The organism is Caballeronia udeis (assembly GCF_044909315.1).
Lineage (GTDB): Bacteria > Pseudomonadota > Gammaproteobacteria > Burkholderiales > Burkholderiaceae > Caballeronia > Caballeronia udeis_A.
Genome location: NZ_JBIYEB010000010.1, coordinates 67,157 through 82,076, shown reverse-complemented (window position 1 = coordinate 82,076; position 14,920 = coordinate 67,157). Strand labels below are relative to the sequence as shown.

16 protein-coding genes are annotated in these 14,920 nt (G+C 61.9%); 1 reads left to right on the top strand and 15 read right to left on the bottom strand.

Annotated elements, in window-relative coordinates:
* Positions 1–188 precede the first annotated feature (188 nt).
* From ABH944_RS17760 to ABH944_RS17720, 9 genes are all read right to left on the bottom strand, one after another.
* On the bottom strand, positions 189–908 hold the full coding sequence (locus ABH944_RS17760; RefSeq protein ID WP_097272144.1) for a DeoR family transcriptional regulator: 720 nt from the start codon (positions 906–908) through the stop codon (positions 189–191).
* A gap of 150 nt (positions 909–1,058) precedes the next feature.
* Complete coding sequence (mdcH, locus tag ABH944_RS17755) at positions 1,059–1,988, bottom strand: malonate decarboxylase subunit epsilon (RefSeq protein ID WP_404607850.1); 930 nt, start codon at positions 1,986–1,988, stop codon at positions 1,059–1,061.
* Complete coding sequence (locus ABH944_RS17750) at positions 1,985–2,623, bottom strand: malonate decarboxylase holo-ACP synthase (protein WP_404607848.1); 639 nt, start codon at positions 2,621–2,623, stop codon at positions 1,985–1,987. Before ABH944_RS17750 ends, mdcH begins: the two co-directional genes overlap by 4 nt.
* Complete coding sequence (gene mdcE, locus ABH944_RS17745) at positions 2,608–3,426, bottom strand: biotin-independent malonate decarboxylase subunit gamma (RefSeq protein WP_404607846.1); 819 nt, start codon at positions 3,424–3,426, stop codon at positions 2,608–2,610. Before mdcE ends, ABH944_RS17750 begins: the two co-directional genes overlap by 16 nt.
* Complete coding sequence (locus tag ABH944_RS17740) at positions 3,426–4,271, bottom strand: biotin-independent malonate decarboxylase subunit beta (protein WP_404607845.1); 846 nt, start codon at positions 4,269–4,271, stop codon at positions 3,426–3,428. The genes mdcE and ABH944_RS17740 overlap by 1 nt, the downstream gene beginning before the upstream one ends.
* Positions 4,268–4,570 (bottom strand): malonate decarboxylase subunit delta, encoded by a 303-nt coding sequence (locus ABH944_RS17735; RefSeq protein WP_404607843.1) that lies wholly within the window; start codon positions 4,568–4,570, stop codon positions 4,268–4,270. Before ABH944_RS17735 ends, ABH944_RS17740 begins: the two co-directional genes overlap by 4 nt.
* 15 nt (positions 4,571–4,585) lie before the next feature.
* A complete protein-coding gene (locus ABH944_RS17730; protein WP_404607841.1) occupies positions 4,586–5,443 on the bottom strand; it encodes a triphosphoribosyl-dephospho-CoA synthase in 858 nt (285 codons plus the stop codon).
* Positions 5,444–5,449: 6 nt separating this feature from the next.
* On the bottom strand, positions 5,450–7,126 hold the full coding sequence (mdcA, locus tag ABH944_RS17725; RefSeq protein ID WP_404607840.1) for a malonate decarboxylase subunit alpha: 1,677 nt from the start codon (positions 7,124–7,126) through the stop codon (positions 5,450–5,452).
* Between the two features lie 45 nt (positions 7,127–7,171).
* On the bottom strand, positions 7,172–7,912 hold the full coding sequence (locus ABH944_RS17720) for a GntR family transcriptional regulator (protein ID WP_404607838.1): 741 nt from the start codon (positions 7,910–7,912) through the stop codon (positions 7,172–7,174).
* Between the two features lie 191 nt (positions 7,913–8,103).
* On the opposite strand from ABH944_RS17720, the gene ABH944_RS17715 reads away from it, so the two are divergent.
* Positions 8,104–9,411 (top strand): MFS transporter, encoded by a 1,308-nt coding sequence (locus ABH944_RS17715; protein WP_404607837.1) that lies wholly within the window; start codon positions 8,104–8,106, stop codon positions 9,409–9,411.
* A 463-nt stretch (positions 9,412–9,874) separates the two neighbouring features.
* Here the strand turns inward: ABH944_RS17715 and speB are convergent, their stop codons facing one another.
* The 6 genes from speB to ABH944_RS17685 all read right to left on the bottom strand — a co-directional run bounded on the left by speB (position 9,875) and on the right by ABH944_RS17685 (position 14,914).
* Positions 9,875–10,813: an agmatinase gene (speB, locus tag ABH944_RS17710; protein ID WP_404607836.1), complete on the bottom strand. Its 939-nt coding sequence runs from the start codon at positions 10,811–10,813 to the stop codon at positions 9,875–9,877.
* A 10-nt stretch (positions 10,814–10,823) separates the two neighbouring features.
* Complete coding sequence (locus ABH944_RS17705) at positions 10,824–11,345, bottom strand: helix-turn-helix domain-containing protein (protein WP_404608110.1); 522 nt, start codon at positions 11,343–11,345, stop codon at positions 10,824–10,826.
* A 150-nt stretch (positions 11,346–11,495) separates the two neighbouring features.
* Complete coding sequence (locus tag ABH944_RS17700) at positions 11,496–12,188, bottom strand: DUF1989 domain-containing protein (RefSeq protein WP_404607834.1); 693 nt, start codon at positions 12,186–12,188, stop codon at positions 11,496–11,498.
* A 25-nt stretch (positions 12,189–12,213) separates the two neighbouring features.
* The gene (locus ABH944_RS17695) at positions 12,214–13,461 is read right to left on the bottom strand and encodes a M20 family metallo-hydrolase (RefSeq protein WP_404608108.1); all 1,248 of its coding nucleotides are present in this window, start codon (positions 13,459–13,461) and stop codon (positions 12,214–12,216) included.
* Positions 13,461–14,264, bottom strand: coding sequence for an amino acid ABC transporter ATP-binding protein (locus ABH944_RS17690; RefSeq protein WP_404607833.1), 804 nt, complete (start codon positions 14,262–14,264; stop codon positions 13,461–13,463). Before ABH944_RS17690 ends, ABH944_RS17695 begins: the two co-directional genes overlap by 1 nt.
* A complete protein-coding gene (locus ABH944_RS17685) occupies positions 14,261–14,914 on the bottom strand; it encodes an amino acid ABC transporter permease (protein ID WP_404607831.1) in 654 nt (217 codons plus the stop codon). Before ABH944_RS17685 ends, ABH944_RS17690 begins: the two co-directional genes overlap by 4 nt.
* Positions 14,915–14,920: the final 6 nt, after the last annotated feature.

Sequence of the window (14,920 nt, the reverse complement as noted above, 5' to 3'; positions counted from 1 at the left end):
ATCCGACTCAGGCAGACCGCTAACCCCGAAAGCAGCAACCCGGCATAGACCCCGACCACTAACCCTGAAAGCAGCAACCCGGCATAGACCCCGACCACTAACAGCGAAAGCACCCCCCGGCACTGACCCTCGCCGCTAACCCCAGAACCTGGCACTAGAACCCAACCCCCCGACCGAGTGCGAACGATTCACTTCCTGACCTCCATCCCCTTCTCGGTAATCAGCGAATCAAACTGATCCAGCTGAGAAAACCGCACTGCCTTGACCTTCCCCAGCTTGCTGGCATCCACCACCAGATGCCTCTCAACCGCACTTTCCATTGCGGCCTGTTTGATTGCTACCTCGTGAAAGTTCCAGCACGTCACGCCACGCGCCTCATCCACGCCGCCGGCTGAAATGAACGCCTTGTTGATCCCCATTCGCCGCAGCGTCTCGATACTTTCATCGCTGGAAAACGAATCCGACGAGGGCGCATAAACGCCGCCCAATAAAATCATCCGCACATTGGCCTTGCGCCGCAAAATCTCAGCCACGTTCAGCGAATAACACACCACCGTCAAATGCATTTCAGCCGGAATGAGCCGCGCCAACGTGGTCAGCGTCGTTCCGCAATCGATGAAAATGGTCTCGTTGTCAGCAAGCAGCCGCGCAGCCAGCGCCGACGCTTCCGCCTTGGCCTGCGCAAAATGATCCTTCTCTTCGTCGATGGTATAACCCGCGCTGTTCGGAACATCCGAGGCGCGAACAATATAACCGCCAAGGTAAGTGAAGGTCCCCGGACTCGCCGCTATGTCACGGCGAACCGTCATCTCCGATACATCGAGCAAAGTCGCCGCATCGCGAAGACGCATCACGCTTTGCTCGCGCAAAGCATCGGCAAGAACACGCAAGCGATCGCTTTTGGTCATTCGCAGAGGGTAGTGGACGCAAGCTGCACGTCGTGGATGTGGCTGTTAGATTTTGTTCGCCAGATGAAACAATTATAACAAGCGAACCCGCGAAAAGTGATCGGGGAAAACGCTTTGCGGTTTCGCGTTTGATGAGGTGAAAACCGAGGATTACCCGGCGGCGCGTGCCCGGATCAGCGAAGCGGCCGATGGAATTGATGTCTGCTCTATCGCAACTTTGGCGACACCCGGCAGCGCATTTTCCGCGAGTTGCGTCAGCGTACGCCCCGGCGGCATTTCAACCAACACCTGTGCGCCGAGTTCACCCAGCACGATAGTCGAGTCGTGCCAACGAACGGGATATCGCAGGTTAGTCGCGAGATCAGTACGGATAGCGTCGGCCTGGCGCAAAGGCCGCGCGCCGCGATTGCTGATATACGGAACCGTTGGTGCATGGAACGCTATCTTGCTGGCAGCTTCGGTGAGCTCGCGAGCGGCATCGTCGAGTAATACGCAGTGAGACGGCACGCTCACTGCAAGCCGCTCGGCCTTGCGCGCGCCACCTTGCAATGCGCGTTCCCGAACCTGGTCGAGATCCGCGTCCGCGCCGGCCACCACGATCTGTCGCGGGGCATTCAAATTCGCAATGTACGCGGCCTGGGTATGCGCACTCGCAATCACAGCGTCCAGTTCACGCTCGCTTAAACCCGACACCGCCAGCATCCCGTACCCGTGCGGATAGGTGCGCTCCATCAATTGCGAACGTAAGTGCAGCAGCCTCAAGGCATCGTCGAAAGACAGGGCGTTGCACGCAACCGCAGCGCCATAGGCGCCCACCGATAAACCCGCCACCGCATCCGGTTCGATCCCTTCATCGCGCAGCGCTCGCACCGTCGCCACCCCTGCAACAAGCAAGCTGATCTGCACGGCGACGGTCGAATGCAAAGCATCGGCGTGATCGAGTGAGAACACGTCGATATGCAGCACATCGGACGCCTCTTCGATAGTTTCAGCAAAACGCGCATGCGGCGTCGCGCCTCCAAGCGTGTGCAAAAAGCCCGCGAATTGCGAGCCCTGACCGGGGAAGAGGAATGCGATCATGCCGCTTGACTCGTCTGCCACGGATCGGCGACAAGCTTCGGACCGTCGGCGCAACGCATCATCACGCGTGCGCCGGGATGTGCGTATTCAGCCAGCGAGAACGCGCCGATGGATGTCTGGATCTGCACGTCAATGCGCGTGCCGTGGTCGAGAGCCGCTTGAGCGAGGGCATCGAATAAGATTTTTGCCGTGGCGCGGTCGAGAGGATCAGGCGCATGCATCAGCAGGTCGAGATCGCTTGTTTGCGTGACTGTGGGATAACCGCTCGCGAGTTCAAAACCAACGCTGCCGGTAGGCCCCCAAACGTAGCCGCTTAAGTCGCAGAGTGGCGCGACTGCCCGAAGCAATGCAAACGCAGGCAAGTTTGCGCGTATCGTTGCGGTCTTCGCAGACCCAAGCGATTCGGGCTTCAGGACATCGGCAACAAAACGCGGATCAAGCCACGAGCCGAACCGCTCGCTGCGTGTTTCGCCGCGAATGCCCACCGCGATCAAGCCGTTCACCGACACGGCCCGTCGAACCACCACGAACGGTGCGCGTGTCAGTGAGGCTGCGACCCACGCCGGGGCGTCGGGGAAATCGGGCGTTCCCGGCGCAAGCCGCAGCAAGTCGTGCGGACTCACGACGCGTCCCATTGCTCCACCATGCGCTTGCGGACTTCTATGGACGCGGCGCGAATCCGCTTGGCATCCGCTGACTCCAACCGCGATGAGAGATCGCGCGGACCTTTGCGTGCATCGTCAATTGCAGCGATCAACGAAGACTGCACACGGTCGATGTCTTCGCGCCCGGGTGCATCCGCATTGATGCCGGCGATCAGCTCATGCAGCAATCCAAGCTTCGCGTAAGCGCTCATCTTGTACGACATGGGCAACACGCGGTCGCCGAGCTCGTCGAGTCCCTCAACGCTACGCCGCGTGACCCGTGCCGCCGCTTCCTTGCCCATCGCATGCACGGCGATGCCGCTCGCGTCGAGCGCGATGATCCGGTTCGCCTGATAACCGTGCGCGAGAAAAGCGCCGGACATCGCCGGGCCCACAATCAGCGCGATCACAGGATGACCGGCGAGCCGCGCGCTGGCATACGCATCGACGCCGGCCGCACACGCGAGATGAACACCAAGCAATTCTTCGCGACGGCCGTATGCCTGGCTCTTCACATCGACAATAGCCACGATCGGGCGCTTGACCGGAGCATCGCGGTCCGCCTCCATCGCGTCGCGCACCGCGCGTGCAAGCAACCAGCCTTGTTCGAGGCCGACCACGTTGTCGGTCGCGCGCGGAAAGCGGTTGTCCGGATCGGGAACGACGGCGATGAAACGCGCGGTCGTGTCGCCAAGCGGCGCGTCGGCGCTGCGGATCGGGCCTTCGGTGCCCGAAGCCGGGTGTTCATTCGACGTCAACGCGTCGAACCATATTTGCCCACGTGATGCGTTCATCAAACCTCTCCTTGCCAAAGCGTCCGCAGCACGGCGGGATCGATTGCCGCCGGGTCCACGCGCGCAAGCCGTTCAAGTTGTGCATCGACCTGTTCGGTCCGATGGCTCGCCGGCACACCGCTTTCGAATGCGCTGAGCACCGCATCGCGAACCTGATCGGTATCGTCTTCCACGAGGGTATCGACCAAGCCCACGGCTGCTCGTTGCTCCCCGCCGATCATCGACCAGATCAGGCGCCGGTCACGTGAATCGAGTTCTTCCACGCCAGCTTCCTGTTCGATTACTTCAGGCCCGTTCATCCCGAGCCGTGCCTGCCGCGTCATGATCAGCCGGGTGCACAAAGCCGCCGCCAGTGACATCCCACCGAAGCAGCCGACCATGCCGCCGATCACGCCGACCACCGGCACGTAACGGCGCAACGCGACGATCGCCGCCTGGATCTCCGCGATTACAGCGAGACCGAGATTCGCTTCCTGCAGCCTGACACCACCGGTCTCGAACAGGATCACCGGCCGGATCTTGCGGCCCGCTTCGAACTCGCGCACGGCCATTTCCAGCGCCGCCGCGATCTTCGCGCCCGACACTTCGCCGATGCTGCCACCCTGGAACGCAGGCTCGATCGCCGCAATGACCGCGGCTTCGCCGCCCAGCGTACCGCGTGCAATGACCGCACCGTCGTCGGCCTGGCAGACCACATCCTGCATGGCGAGCCACGGCGATTCGAGCCGGTCGAACGGTCCGATCAACTCGCGGAAGGTGCCGGCATCGAGTAACGCACGGGCACGCTCTCGCGCGGTCAGTTCGATAAAACTATGCTGGACGATAAAGGTTTCGTGACCACTCATGATGCGTCTCCTTCACTCGCTTCCACTGCTTCAGCGAGCCGCAGCATGACGACGCCGGGCGTTGCGCCGAAGTCGTTGAGTTCGAGGCGCGCGGCGCCGTCGTAGCGCGAGAAGAAGCGGTCGAGCACGCTTTTCCATACGTGTTCGTAACCGTCCACGCTCGTGCGGATCACGACTTCCGCGTGTTGACCCTCCGATGGCGACAGCAGGATCTCCAGGTCGCCCGAGCCGACCACGCCCACATGCGCGCGTTGCGGCACGGGGCGGGTGGCGGGATATTCGTAGCGCAAGTTTTCCATGGCGTGTTCTCCGCGTCAGCCGACGCGCGGCAGGGTATCGAGGAAGAGGGTGGCGGCCAGCAAGTCCGCCGCGCCTCCGGGAGATGCGTTCAGTTCGGTGAGACGTTGGTCGAGCCGGGCGAGCGCGGCACGGCCTTGCGGCCGTGCCGCGCCGCCTGCTTGCAGCGCGTCGCGCGCGCCGGTTTGCGCGGCTTCAAGCGCGACCTGGCCGCCGCGATGCAGCACGCAGGTGTCGTCGAGTGTCGCAATGATGGCGAGCAACGCATCGAGCCGCGCCTCGTCTTCGGTCGCGCCGTTCGCACGCGAACGATGCAGCGCAGGCAAGCCGGCTTCGAGCACGTGCGGGAAACCTTCCGCAGCCTGACCGCGTGCGCCGGCCACGCCGAAGCGCTGGGAAACACGCGCACCGTTACTCATCGCAGTGGGTGATGGCGCGAACCGATCCTCGAAGCGCGCGACGGCCGCCGCTTGCGCGCAGAGCTCGAAGGGCTCACCCAAAGGGCTCATTGCCGCCGCAGCGCATAACAAGCCGACAATCCAGATCGCCCCGCGGTGCGCATTGCTGCCGTTCGTTGCACGCAGCATGGCCACCTCACCCTCACGGCCAATACGCGCAAGTTGCTCCCGCAGCCGTTGTGAAGGTTTTTGATCGACCGCTGCGCGCGCCAGTGCGAGGAAGGTCGGCTGCAACGAACGCGCCGAACGCAGCATGATGTCGAGATCCAGATCGCGATGCGCACCGCTTCCGCGCCGGTCCACCAGCGCGGGTTTCGGCGTGAGAGACGCCTCGTCAATCAACGCGGTAACCGCATGATCCGCGAGGGCTGACGGGTTGCAGGCAACATCGATGAATGCGGGTTGAGTGCAGGCCATCGCGTTTCACCAGCCGCGGAATTTTGCCGGCGGCTGATACAGCCCGCCCGACCATGCGACCAGGTCGTCGATGCTCCGTGCCGCCAACAACGAGCGCTTCGCTTCGCCGCGGCGGATGCCGAGATCTTCCGGGTACGCAACAATGCCCCGACGCCGCAATTCCGCCGTCTTGGCGGGGTCGGCGCGCATGCCGACGGGTGTCACCCCCGCCACGGCACTCAACGCCGCACGGCGCTCTTCCACGCCTTCGGCAGCATGCAGATACGCAATTCCTTCTTCGGTCACGACGTGGCTCACGTCGTCGCCGTAGATCATGACCGGGGCTATCGGCATGTTGCTTTGCTTGCCGACGGCGATGGCGTCGAGGGCGTCGACAATGGTCGGTTCGCCGCCCTTCTTGAAAGTTTCGGCGGTTTGCACGACGAGCTTGTGCCCGCGTCCGATCGCGCTGTTCGGCCCGTCGTTTTTCATCAGCGATAACCACGCCGCGCTCGAATGACGGCGCCCGCGCGGATCGTGTCCCATGTTCGGCGCACCGCCGAATCCGGCGAGGCGGCCGAGCGTGACCGTCGATGAATTCGCGTCGGCGTCCATCTGCAACGTCGAGCCTATGAAAAGATCCACGCCGTATTGGCCCGCAAGCTGGCACAGCACGCGGTTTGAGCGAAGGCTGCCGTCGCGGCCGGTGAAAAACACGTCCGAGCGCGCTTCAATGTAATCCTCCATGCCCACTTCGCTGCCGAAGCAATGCACGCTTTCCACCCAGCCGCTCTCGATGGCCGGGATCAGCGTGGGGTGCGGATTGAGCGCCCAGTGCGTGCAGATCTTGCCCTTCAGGCCGTGCGCTGCGCCATAAGTGGGCAGCAGCAATTCGATCGCGGCGGTGTCGAAGCCAATGCCGTGGTTCAGTGCCGTCACACCATAACGCTCGTAGATGCCGCGAATGGTCATCATTGCCATGAGAATCTGCAACTCGCCGATATGACGCGGATCGCGCGTGAACAGCGGCTCGACGGCAAACGGCCGGTCCGCCTGCACGACGACATCAACCCACGAACCTGGGATATCGACGCGCGGCAGTTCGTCGACAATCTCGTTCACCTGCGCCACCACGATGCCATGACGGAACGCGGTCGCTTCGACGATAGTCGGCGTGTCCTCGGTGTTCGGGCCGGTGTACAGATTGCCGTGGCGATCGGCCTGCACCGCGCAAACCAGCGCAACTTGCGGCGTCAGGTCGATGAACATGCGCGCATACAGTTCTATATACGTATAGATCGCACCAATTTCGAGCTGCCCGTCTTCGAGCAATTGCGCGACGCGCAGACTTTGCGGGCCCGCAAACGAGAAGTCCACTTTGCGCGCGATGCCGCGTTCGAACAGCGTCAGGTGCTCAGGCCGGCTGATGCTGGATATCAGCAGATGCACGTCATGCACGCGCGCCGGATCGAGCTTCGCGAACGCGCGAGAAAGGAAGTCGGCTTGCTTCTGGTTGTTGCCTTCCAGCGCGACACGGTCCCCGGATTGAATCAGCGTTTCAAGGGCGTCGACAATACGTTCCGCCTTGAGCACGCCGTTGTCGAGCCAGCCTTCGATAGCCTTCAGGCGCCGGGCCTTTTCCAGCGCACGCGTGTTCCACTGGCGCGGTGCTGGGGTGGTGTCGGTTTGTGCGGGAGGGTTCATGCGGGGCCTCGGTATTGAGCGGGATCAGGAGAGCAGGATCAGCGCTTAGTCTGACCGCGCAGTGGAAGGACGGCGACGCTTCTTCGGCTGCGCGGCCTGGGCCTGCATTTGAGCGTCGTGGAGAAAACCATAAACCAGTTCGCCGGTGGCGAGCAGGTGGCGTGCGACCAGTGTTTGCGCCGCTGCGGTATCGCGTGCATGCAGTGCGTCGAGAATGGCTTCGTGCTCGGCGTCGGACTGTCCCTTGAACGTGGGCATGCCGAACTTGAGCCGCAGATAACGCTCGCCCCGCCGATGCATCGTACCAATCAGCTCCATCAGGTGAGGACGCTCGGCGGGCGCGTACAGGCTCATGTGGAACTGCTCATTGCGCACGACATAGAGGGCCTGGTCCTGTTCGTTGGCCGCGGCCTCCAGCAACCGGCGTGCCTCGGCCAGCGTTGCATCGGTATGGCGCTCGATTGCGATGCCGATAGCCAGACTCTCCAGCGACGCGCGGATCTCATAGATCTCGCGGGCTTCATCGGGGGATTGCAGGCTGACCGACGCACCGCGATTCTGTTCAATGGTGACCCAGCCCTCGCTGTCCAACTGCCTGAACGCCTCGCGCACTGGAATGGCGCTGACAGAGAACTGCCTGGCAATAGCGTCCTGGCGCAGCGGTTCACCCGGCAACAGCGTGCCTTCGACAATGGCCGAGCGCAACGCGTCCGCTATATAACGCGACGTGCTCTGGCGCGGCTCGAATTGCGCCTCGCGAAACGGGAGATTCAGCTCGTTTTTCATGTTTGTTCCTACGGAAGCTAGGTACAAGTGCGGAGTGGTCAACAGCTCGTTTTCAAATATTATATATGAAAATGCACTTTTAGGGCTTGTCAGGCAAACCCGGTGCTTTAGCGCAGACGCCCCCATTTGCGAACAGCGGGTGTCGTTCATATCAGGCTCACACCAGGTTTACACCTACCAGGAAGACAGTCATGCCAAGTACGCTCGAACGTTCGATAGGCGCCGTCAAGCGCACGCGCACGCCACTCAACCGGACACAGATCGTAGGCTTCTGGGGTGCCTGGGCCGGCTGGACGCTAGATGGAATGGACTCGTTCATCTATGCACTGGTGCTCGCGCCCGCGCTGACCGAGCTGCTGCCCAAGTCCGGCTATGCGGCTACGCCCGCGAATGTCGGACTGGCAGGGTCAATTCTCTTCGCACTGTTCCTGGTGGGTTGGGGGTTGTCGTTCATCTGGGGGCCGCTCGCCGACCGCTTTGGGCGCACCAAGGTACTCGCCGCGACCATCTTCACCTTCGCGATCTTTACCGGGCTTGCCGCGACTTCGCATACCGTGTGGGAGTTGGGCATCTATCGCTTTCTTGCGGGCGTGGGTATTGGCGGGGAGTGGGCGCTGGCGGGAACTTACGTGGCCGAAGCGTGGCCGGAAGATCGCCGCAAGATGGGCGCAGGGTATCTCCAGACCGGGTATTACGCGGGCTTCTTCATGGCCGCCGCGCTTAACTATACGATCGGCGCGACCTTCGGCTGGCGCGCGATGTTCCTCGTCGGCATTGTGCCGGTGATCGTATCCATCGTCGTGTTGCTGCGTGTGAAGGAAACCGACAAGTGGCAGAAGGTCGAAGCGACCGTGGTCAAGCAAGCAAGTTCGCTGCGCGCGATCTTCTCGGCGCAATACCGGCAACGCACCATCGTCGCGACCGTGTTGCTGACGGTGGCGATCATCGGCTTGTGGGCGGGCGCGGTGTATGAACCGTCGGCGGTCATCCAGCTTGCGACGAAAGCCGGCATGACGAAGGCGGATGCATCCCGGACCGCATCCATCGCGACAGGGCTGTTGTCGATCGGCACGATCATCGGGTGTCTCGCGTTGCCGCCAATGGCCGAGCGTATCGGCCGAAAACTCACGCTCGCGGTGTACTTCGTGGGCATGGCGGGGTCTATTGCACTGGCGTTTGGTTGGGCGTTTTATCTGGAGAATGGACTCGTGCCGTTCATCGCGTTGCTGGTGGTGCTGGGTTTCTTCGGCGGCAACTTCGCGTTGTTCAGCTTGTGGCTGCCGGAACAGTTCGAGACCCGCGTGCGAGCAACGGCATTTGCGTTCTGCACATCGATAGGACGCTTCTTCGGGGCAATCGTGAACTTCGGGATTGGCGCAATGGTGCTGCACATGAAGACGCTCGGCGTGCCGATTGCGCTGACCGCCATTGCGTTCGTGATCGGGCTGGCGGTAATCCCGTTCGCGCCGGAAACGAAAGGGCAGGATTTACCAAGTTAGGGTCGCTCGCGCCGGTGGACGGGTTTGGGGTTTTGGCGGGGGCGGGGGAGCGGTCGGGGGTGGTGCCGGGGTGCCAGGTTCTAGCGTGAGCGGTCTGGGTCAGTGCCGGGTTGCTGCTTTCGGGGTTAGCGGTCTGCCTGAGTCGGATATTCTCTTTATCACTATTAGCCACTGTGCGTGGCGGCACGTCATTTCTTTGTCCAAAGCGACAAAGAAACGAAGCAAAGAAAACGCTTTCAAACCACGCTACCCTAAGTGTCCACAGCGTGCAGTTTTGATTCATAGGTGCCCCAAAAGCACGGTGCTCGCCAGAGCCACGGATGTGTGAAACCCTCCTTCTCCGAACACGGATACCCACACGCTTCGCCACCAGTGATTGAACCTGCCCAAGGGACACCCCGCGCTATCCGCGGACAACCCTCCTCCAATATGTACGCACTAGCGACCCGGACCGCCAGTGCTTCTACTCGAAGCGCCGCGCCAGCAAACACAAGATTTCATACATGAGCGTGGCGGCGACGAGCGCCGTATTACCGCTCGGGTCATAAGGCGGCGACACCTCCACCACGTCGCCGCCAACCCAGTTCAAACCATCCAGCCCGCGAAGCAGCGCCAGCGTTTCACGCGTTGTCAGTCCACCTATTTCAGGCGTGCCCGTACCCGGCGTGTAGACCGGATCCAGGCCGTCCACATCCAGTGAAAGATACGTCGGGCCATCGCCCACGACCTTACGCGCTTCATCAATGATCGCACCTACACCCCGGGCCTCGAATTCTTCAATAAACACCACACGCATCCCACTCTCGAGCGAATAACGCCAGCCCTCGTCGGAATTCTGCGCACCGCGAATGCCAATCTGGATGGTTCGCCTCGGGTCCAGCAAGCCCGCTTCCACCGCGCGGCGAAACGGCGCGCCGTGCGTGAATTTCGACCCCTTGAAACTATCCCACGTGTCAGTGTGCGCATCGATATGCACCATGCCAACAGGCCGCTTCGGCGCCATCGCCTGGAAGATCGGGTACGTAATCGAATGATCGCCACCCGCACTCAACGCAATCTTGCCGGCCGCGAACACCGGTTCGAAAAAACGCCGGATGTCCTCGTGCGAACGCTCAAGATGATAGAGGTCGGTGAACGGTACGTCGCCCATGTCACCCACGCGGCACACATCGAAGGGATTGAAACGCGTCACGTGATGGATCGCACGGGTCATGCTCGACATATTGCGGATCTCACGCGGGCCAAACCGCGCACCCGGACGGGCAGTCACGCCCCCATCGAACGGCACACCGGCCAGCACAATGTCGAGCTCATTGATATCCGTGCAGTACGGCACGCGCATGAAGGTAGGGATGCCGCTAAAGCGGGGTAACGCCATCTGGCTTCGATCGGTACCGGGCATGATGTTCTCGTCAGAAAGTAGGCGGTGTATTGGTCCACAGCACACGCGCAACAGTCTTGCCGGGGTTGCGATAACTGTGCGGAACGGTACTGGGGAAATAGAAGGTATCTCCTGCATGCAGCAGATAACATTCATCGCCAAGCGTCAGTTCGAACTGGCCCTCGATCACGTAACCCAGTTCCTCGCCGGCATGGCTGATCTGCTCGTCGCTGCTCGCAAGCGGTTCGATCACATGGATATCGCTTTGCAGCAACTGCCCCGCGGCCGGCACGATCACCCGTTCCAGCATGATCGAAAGGCGCTTGCCGGCCGAAGGAAACTCCGTGGTGGGACGCTCGTTCGCACGCTGCACAGGCGACGTATTGATGTCCGGTCCCGAGACGAGCGCGCCCACATTGGTCGACAACGCCAGCGCGATCTTGTGCAAGGTCGCAAGCGAGGGCTGCGCGTGGCCGCCCTCAAGTTTAGACAACATGCTTTCCGAACAACCCACCTCCGCCGCGAGCGCTTTCAGCGTCAACTGCTTGACCATGCGCGCGTGTTTCAGACGCACGCCGAGCGTGGCGGACGGATCGGGCTGAACCTCGGGCGGCTTGCTCGCGGCCCGGCGCGGGCCCGCTGGTTTGCGTGCTGCGGTTTTTTTTGTGGCCACCGGAAGGTTCTTCCTAAAAGTAGGGGGGATCTACGCGAGCACCGTGAATTCGACTTCCAACGGATTCAACGCGTTGATCGGAATAATATCCTGCGGGCACGCAGACATGACCACGACGCAATCCATCAACGCCTTGATTTCCACGTAATCCCCCGCCTTCGATACCGGAGCAAGCCATTCGATCGAATAGTCCGGCCTGATCGGGATGTTCATCCACAGGTTGAAGGGCTGCGGCACCTCGCGAGCGCGCAGGCCGATCGCTTTCAGCGCGAGCCGCATGTTGTCCGCGCAGTTGTCGTGATAGCCGGCCACGCCCAGGTTCTTGTAACGGTACAGATCGCACGCGGCCATCAGCGTGTCGTGCACGCCCGGCGATGTGTCCGTGACCAGTTCGGCAATCGGCCGCCGATGATTGGTCATCAACGGATCGCCGGCTTGCGGAATTACCTTGTCCAGCGACGCGCGGGCATGTTCGAACGACAGGAATTCGTCGAGGTGAGCCGCATTGAAGATCCACGTATCGCAGACCTGGGTGCCGTGCGTGTTCGTGATGCGGATCGTCTGGCCCGACTGCACCTTGACCGCGCGGCCATTGCGCGCAGGCACCGTGTAGGTCTTGCCGATCTCGGGCGTGCCGTCGGCGGAAATGGGTTCGCGCAGCGTGGCGTTTTCGCCAAGCGCATGGCTGTTGTCATGATGATGTTCAACGTGCGGCGTGCTCATGGTGACTCCTTCAGTCAGATCGTGTTCAAGGTGCTTCGTTGCAGAGGTAAACCAGGCAATGCGCCAATGCGCGGGCGCCCAGTACGAGGTGATCGTCGTCGGTGGCTTCGAGCGGGTTGTGGCTGATGCCGCCGCGACTCGGGACAAACAGCATCGCGCTCGGGCAATGTTTCGCGAGATACATGGCGTCGTGGAATGCGCCCGACGTGATGCGTCGTGAAGGCGCGCCGAGTGCTTCGCATGCATCCGCTACGCGCTGGATCACGGCCGGTGCGAAGTCCACGGGTGCGTGGGTGAACAGCGCTGCCAATGTCACCGCGTGGCGGCTCACGCAGTCCGCAAGTTGCCGGTCGAACGCACTGAGTACAACCGCGTCCGGGTGACGGAAGTCGATAGTGAACGTGACTTCCGATGCAATCGTGTTGATCGAGTTCGGCACTACGGTCCAACGTCCGAAGGTGATGCGGGTATCGTCGCCGCCTAGCTGGTAAGCGAGCGTTTCGATCTCCGCGCGGACGGCGACAGCGAGCGTCATGGCGTCGTGGCGAGCGTGCATGGGTGTGGTGCCCGCGTGCGCAGCGATGCCCCGGCACCTCACCGCGTACCACCGAACGCCCTGAATGCCGCTGACTACGCCCAGGGGAACATTGGCGAGTTCCAGCAAGGGCCCTTGTTCTATATGCAATTCGATGAACGCGTGCGCGGTCGTATCGACAACGCGCGTCTGGAGCAACGGAAACGCTTCGCGATGCGCGGCGAGCGCGCTGTCGAGCGAGATACCATCGCTGTCTTGCGCCCGCCCGTAGCGCTCGATCAATGCCGGATCGACGAACGCGCTCGACCCCATCGCGCCAGGCTGAAAGCGCGTGCCTTCTTCGTTGGTCCATGCCACCACTTCAAGCGGGCGGCGCGTACGGATACCGGCATCATTGAGTGCGGCAAGGCATTCGAAGCCCGCGAGCACGCCGTAGCTGCCATCTAGCTTGCCGCCCGTCGGTTGGGTATCGACATGGCTGCCTGTCATCACCGGCGGCAGGTCCTCCAGGCCGGGGTGTCGAAAAAACAGGTTCGCACAAGCATCGGTACGGACCGTGCAGCCGAGTGCGGCAGCACGGTCGATCAGGAAACGCCGCGCTCCAATATCGATAGGAGACAGCGCCGGGCGATCCACGCCACCGTCTTCACGCGCACCGAAACGAGCAAGCGTCTCGACCGATTCGAGCAGACGTGATGCGTTTATATGAGCAGCGGCCTTGAGTGCATCGTCCACCATCACGCGACCCCCGTGACAGAGGTCAGGCTGCGATCGAACCACGGCTTCAGGAACTGCTGCAGGCGTGGCGTGCGGGTGTTGCCGAAGATCTGTTCAGGCGGCCCCGCTTCCACTATCCGCCCGGCTTCCATGAACACCACGTGGTCCGAAATCTTGGCGGCAAAGCTCATTTCGTGCGTGACCATGACCATCGTCATGCCGTCTTGCGCAAGGGACCGGATCACACTCAATACCTCTTCCACCAGTTCGGGATCGAGCGCGGAAGTCGGTTCGTCGAGCAGCATGACTTCGGGTTCGATTGCCAATGCGCGCGCGATTCCCACGCGTTGCTGCTGACCGCCGCTCAGGGACGCGGGGTAGGCATCGGCTTTTTCTGCGAGGCCAACGCGCGTCAGCGCGGCCAGCGCCTGTTTATGAGCATCGGCCTTGCCCGCTTTCTTCGACAACACCAGCGGCGCGGCCACGTTGCCCAGCACGGTCATGTGTGGCCAGAGATTGAATTGCTGGAACACCATGGACACGGGCCGGCGCACTTCCGCAATGCTCTTTTCACTATCGCGATCATGGTCCGAACGACCTGCCGAGCGATAACCGAGCAACTGGCCTTTGATCCACACTTCGCCTTCATCGTAGGCTTCGAGGAAGTTCATGCAACGTAGCGCGGTTGTTTTGCCCGACCCTGAGGGCCCGATCAGCGAGACGATCTCGCCGCGCGTCACGGCGAGATCGATGTCCTTGAGCACGCGATTGGCACCGTACGATTTCCCCACGGCACGCAGTTCGAGAATGGGCAATGAACTCATGAGGTTTTCCGCGAAGGGGCAATCAGCGCCTGCGCCCATCGGGCAGCGAGCACAATGCATTGCGTGAGGAGCCAGTAGCACACGATCAACATCGCATACGGGGCGATGTACGTATAAGTGGACGAGACTATGTCGCTTGCTGTCATGGTCAGCTCGGGCACGGTGATGATCGACGCCACGGCGCTTTCCTTGATGACGAGAATGGTCTGGTTGGCGAGCAGGGGAATGGCGAACGCAATGGCCTGAGGCATGTCGATGCTGCGAAACGCAGCCCATCGGCTGATACCGAATGCGCGAGCCGCTTCCCCATGTCCGCGCGGAATGCTGGCCCAGCCGGCGCGAAAGATTTCAGCAAAGTACGCGGCCGAATAAAACGCGAGCGACACAATGGTGGCCTGCACCGCGGTCATGGTGATGCCGATCACCGGCAAGCCGAAATAGACGATCACCAGTTGCGACAGATACGGCGTACCGCGCACGAGCCAGACATAGACGCGATAAGGCGCCGCAACCCAGCGCGGGAACCGCAGCCGCAGCGCGTTCAGCACGAAGCCGGCCAGCGCGCCCATGAAGGCCGCGAGCAAGCTGACCTCGAGCGTAACGAGGATGGCTTCGGCGAAGCGAGGAATGAGCGAGAGGAAACTGTTCATGGTTGC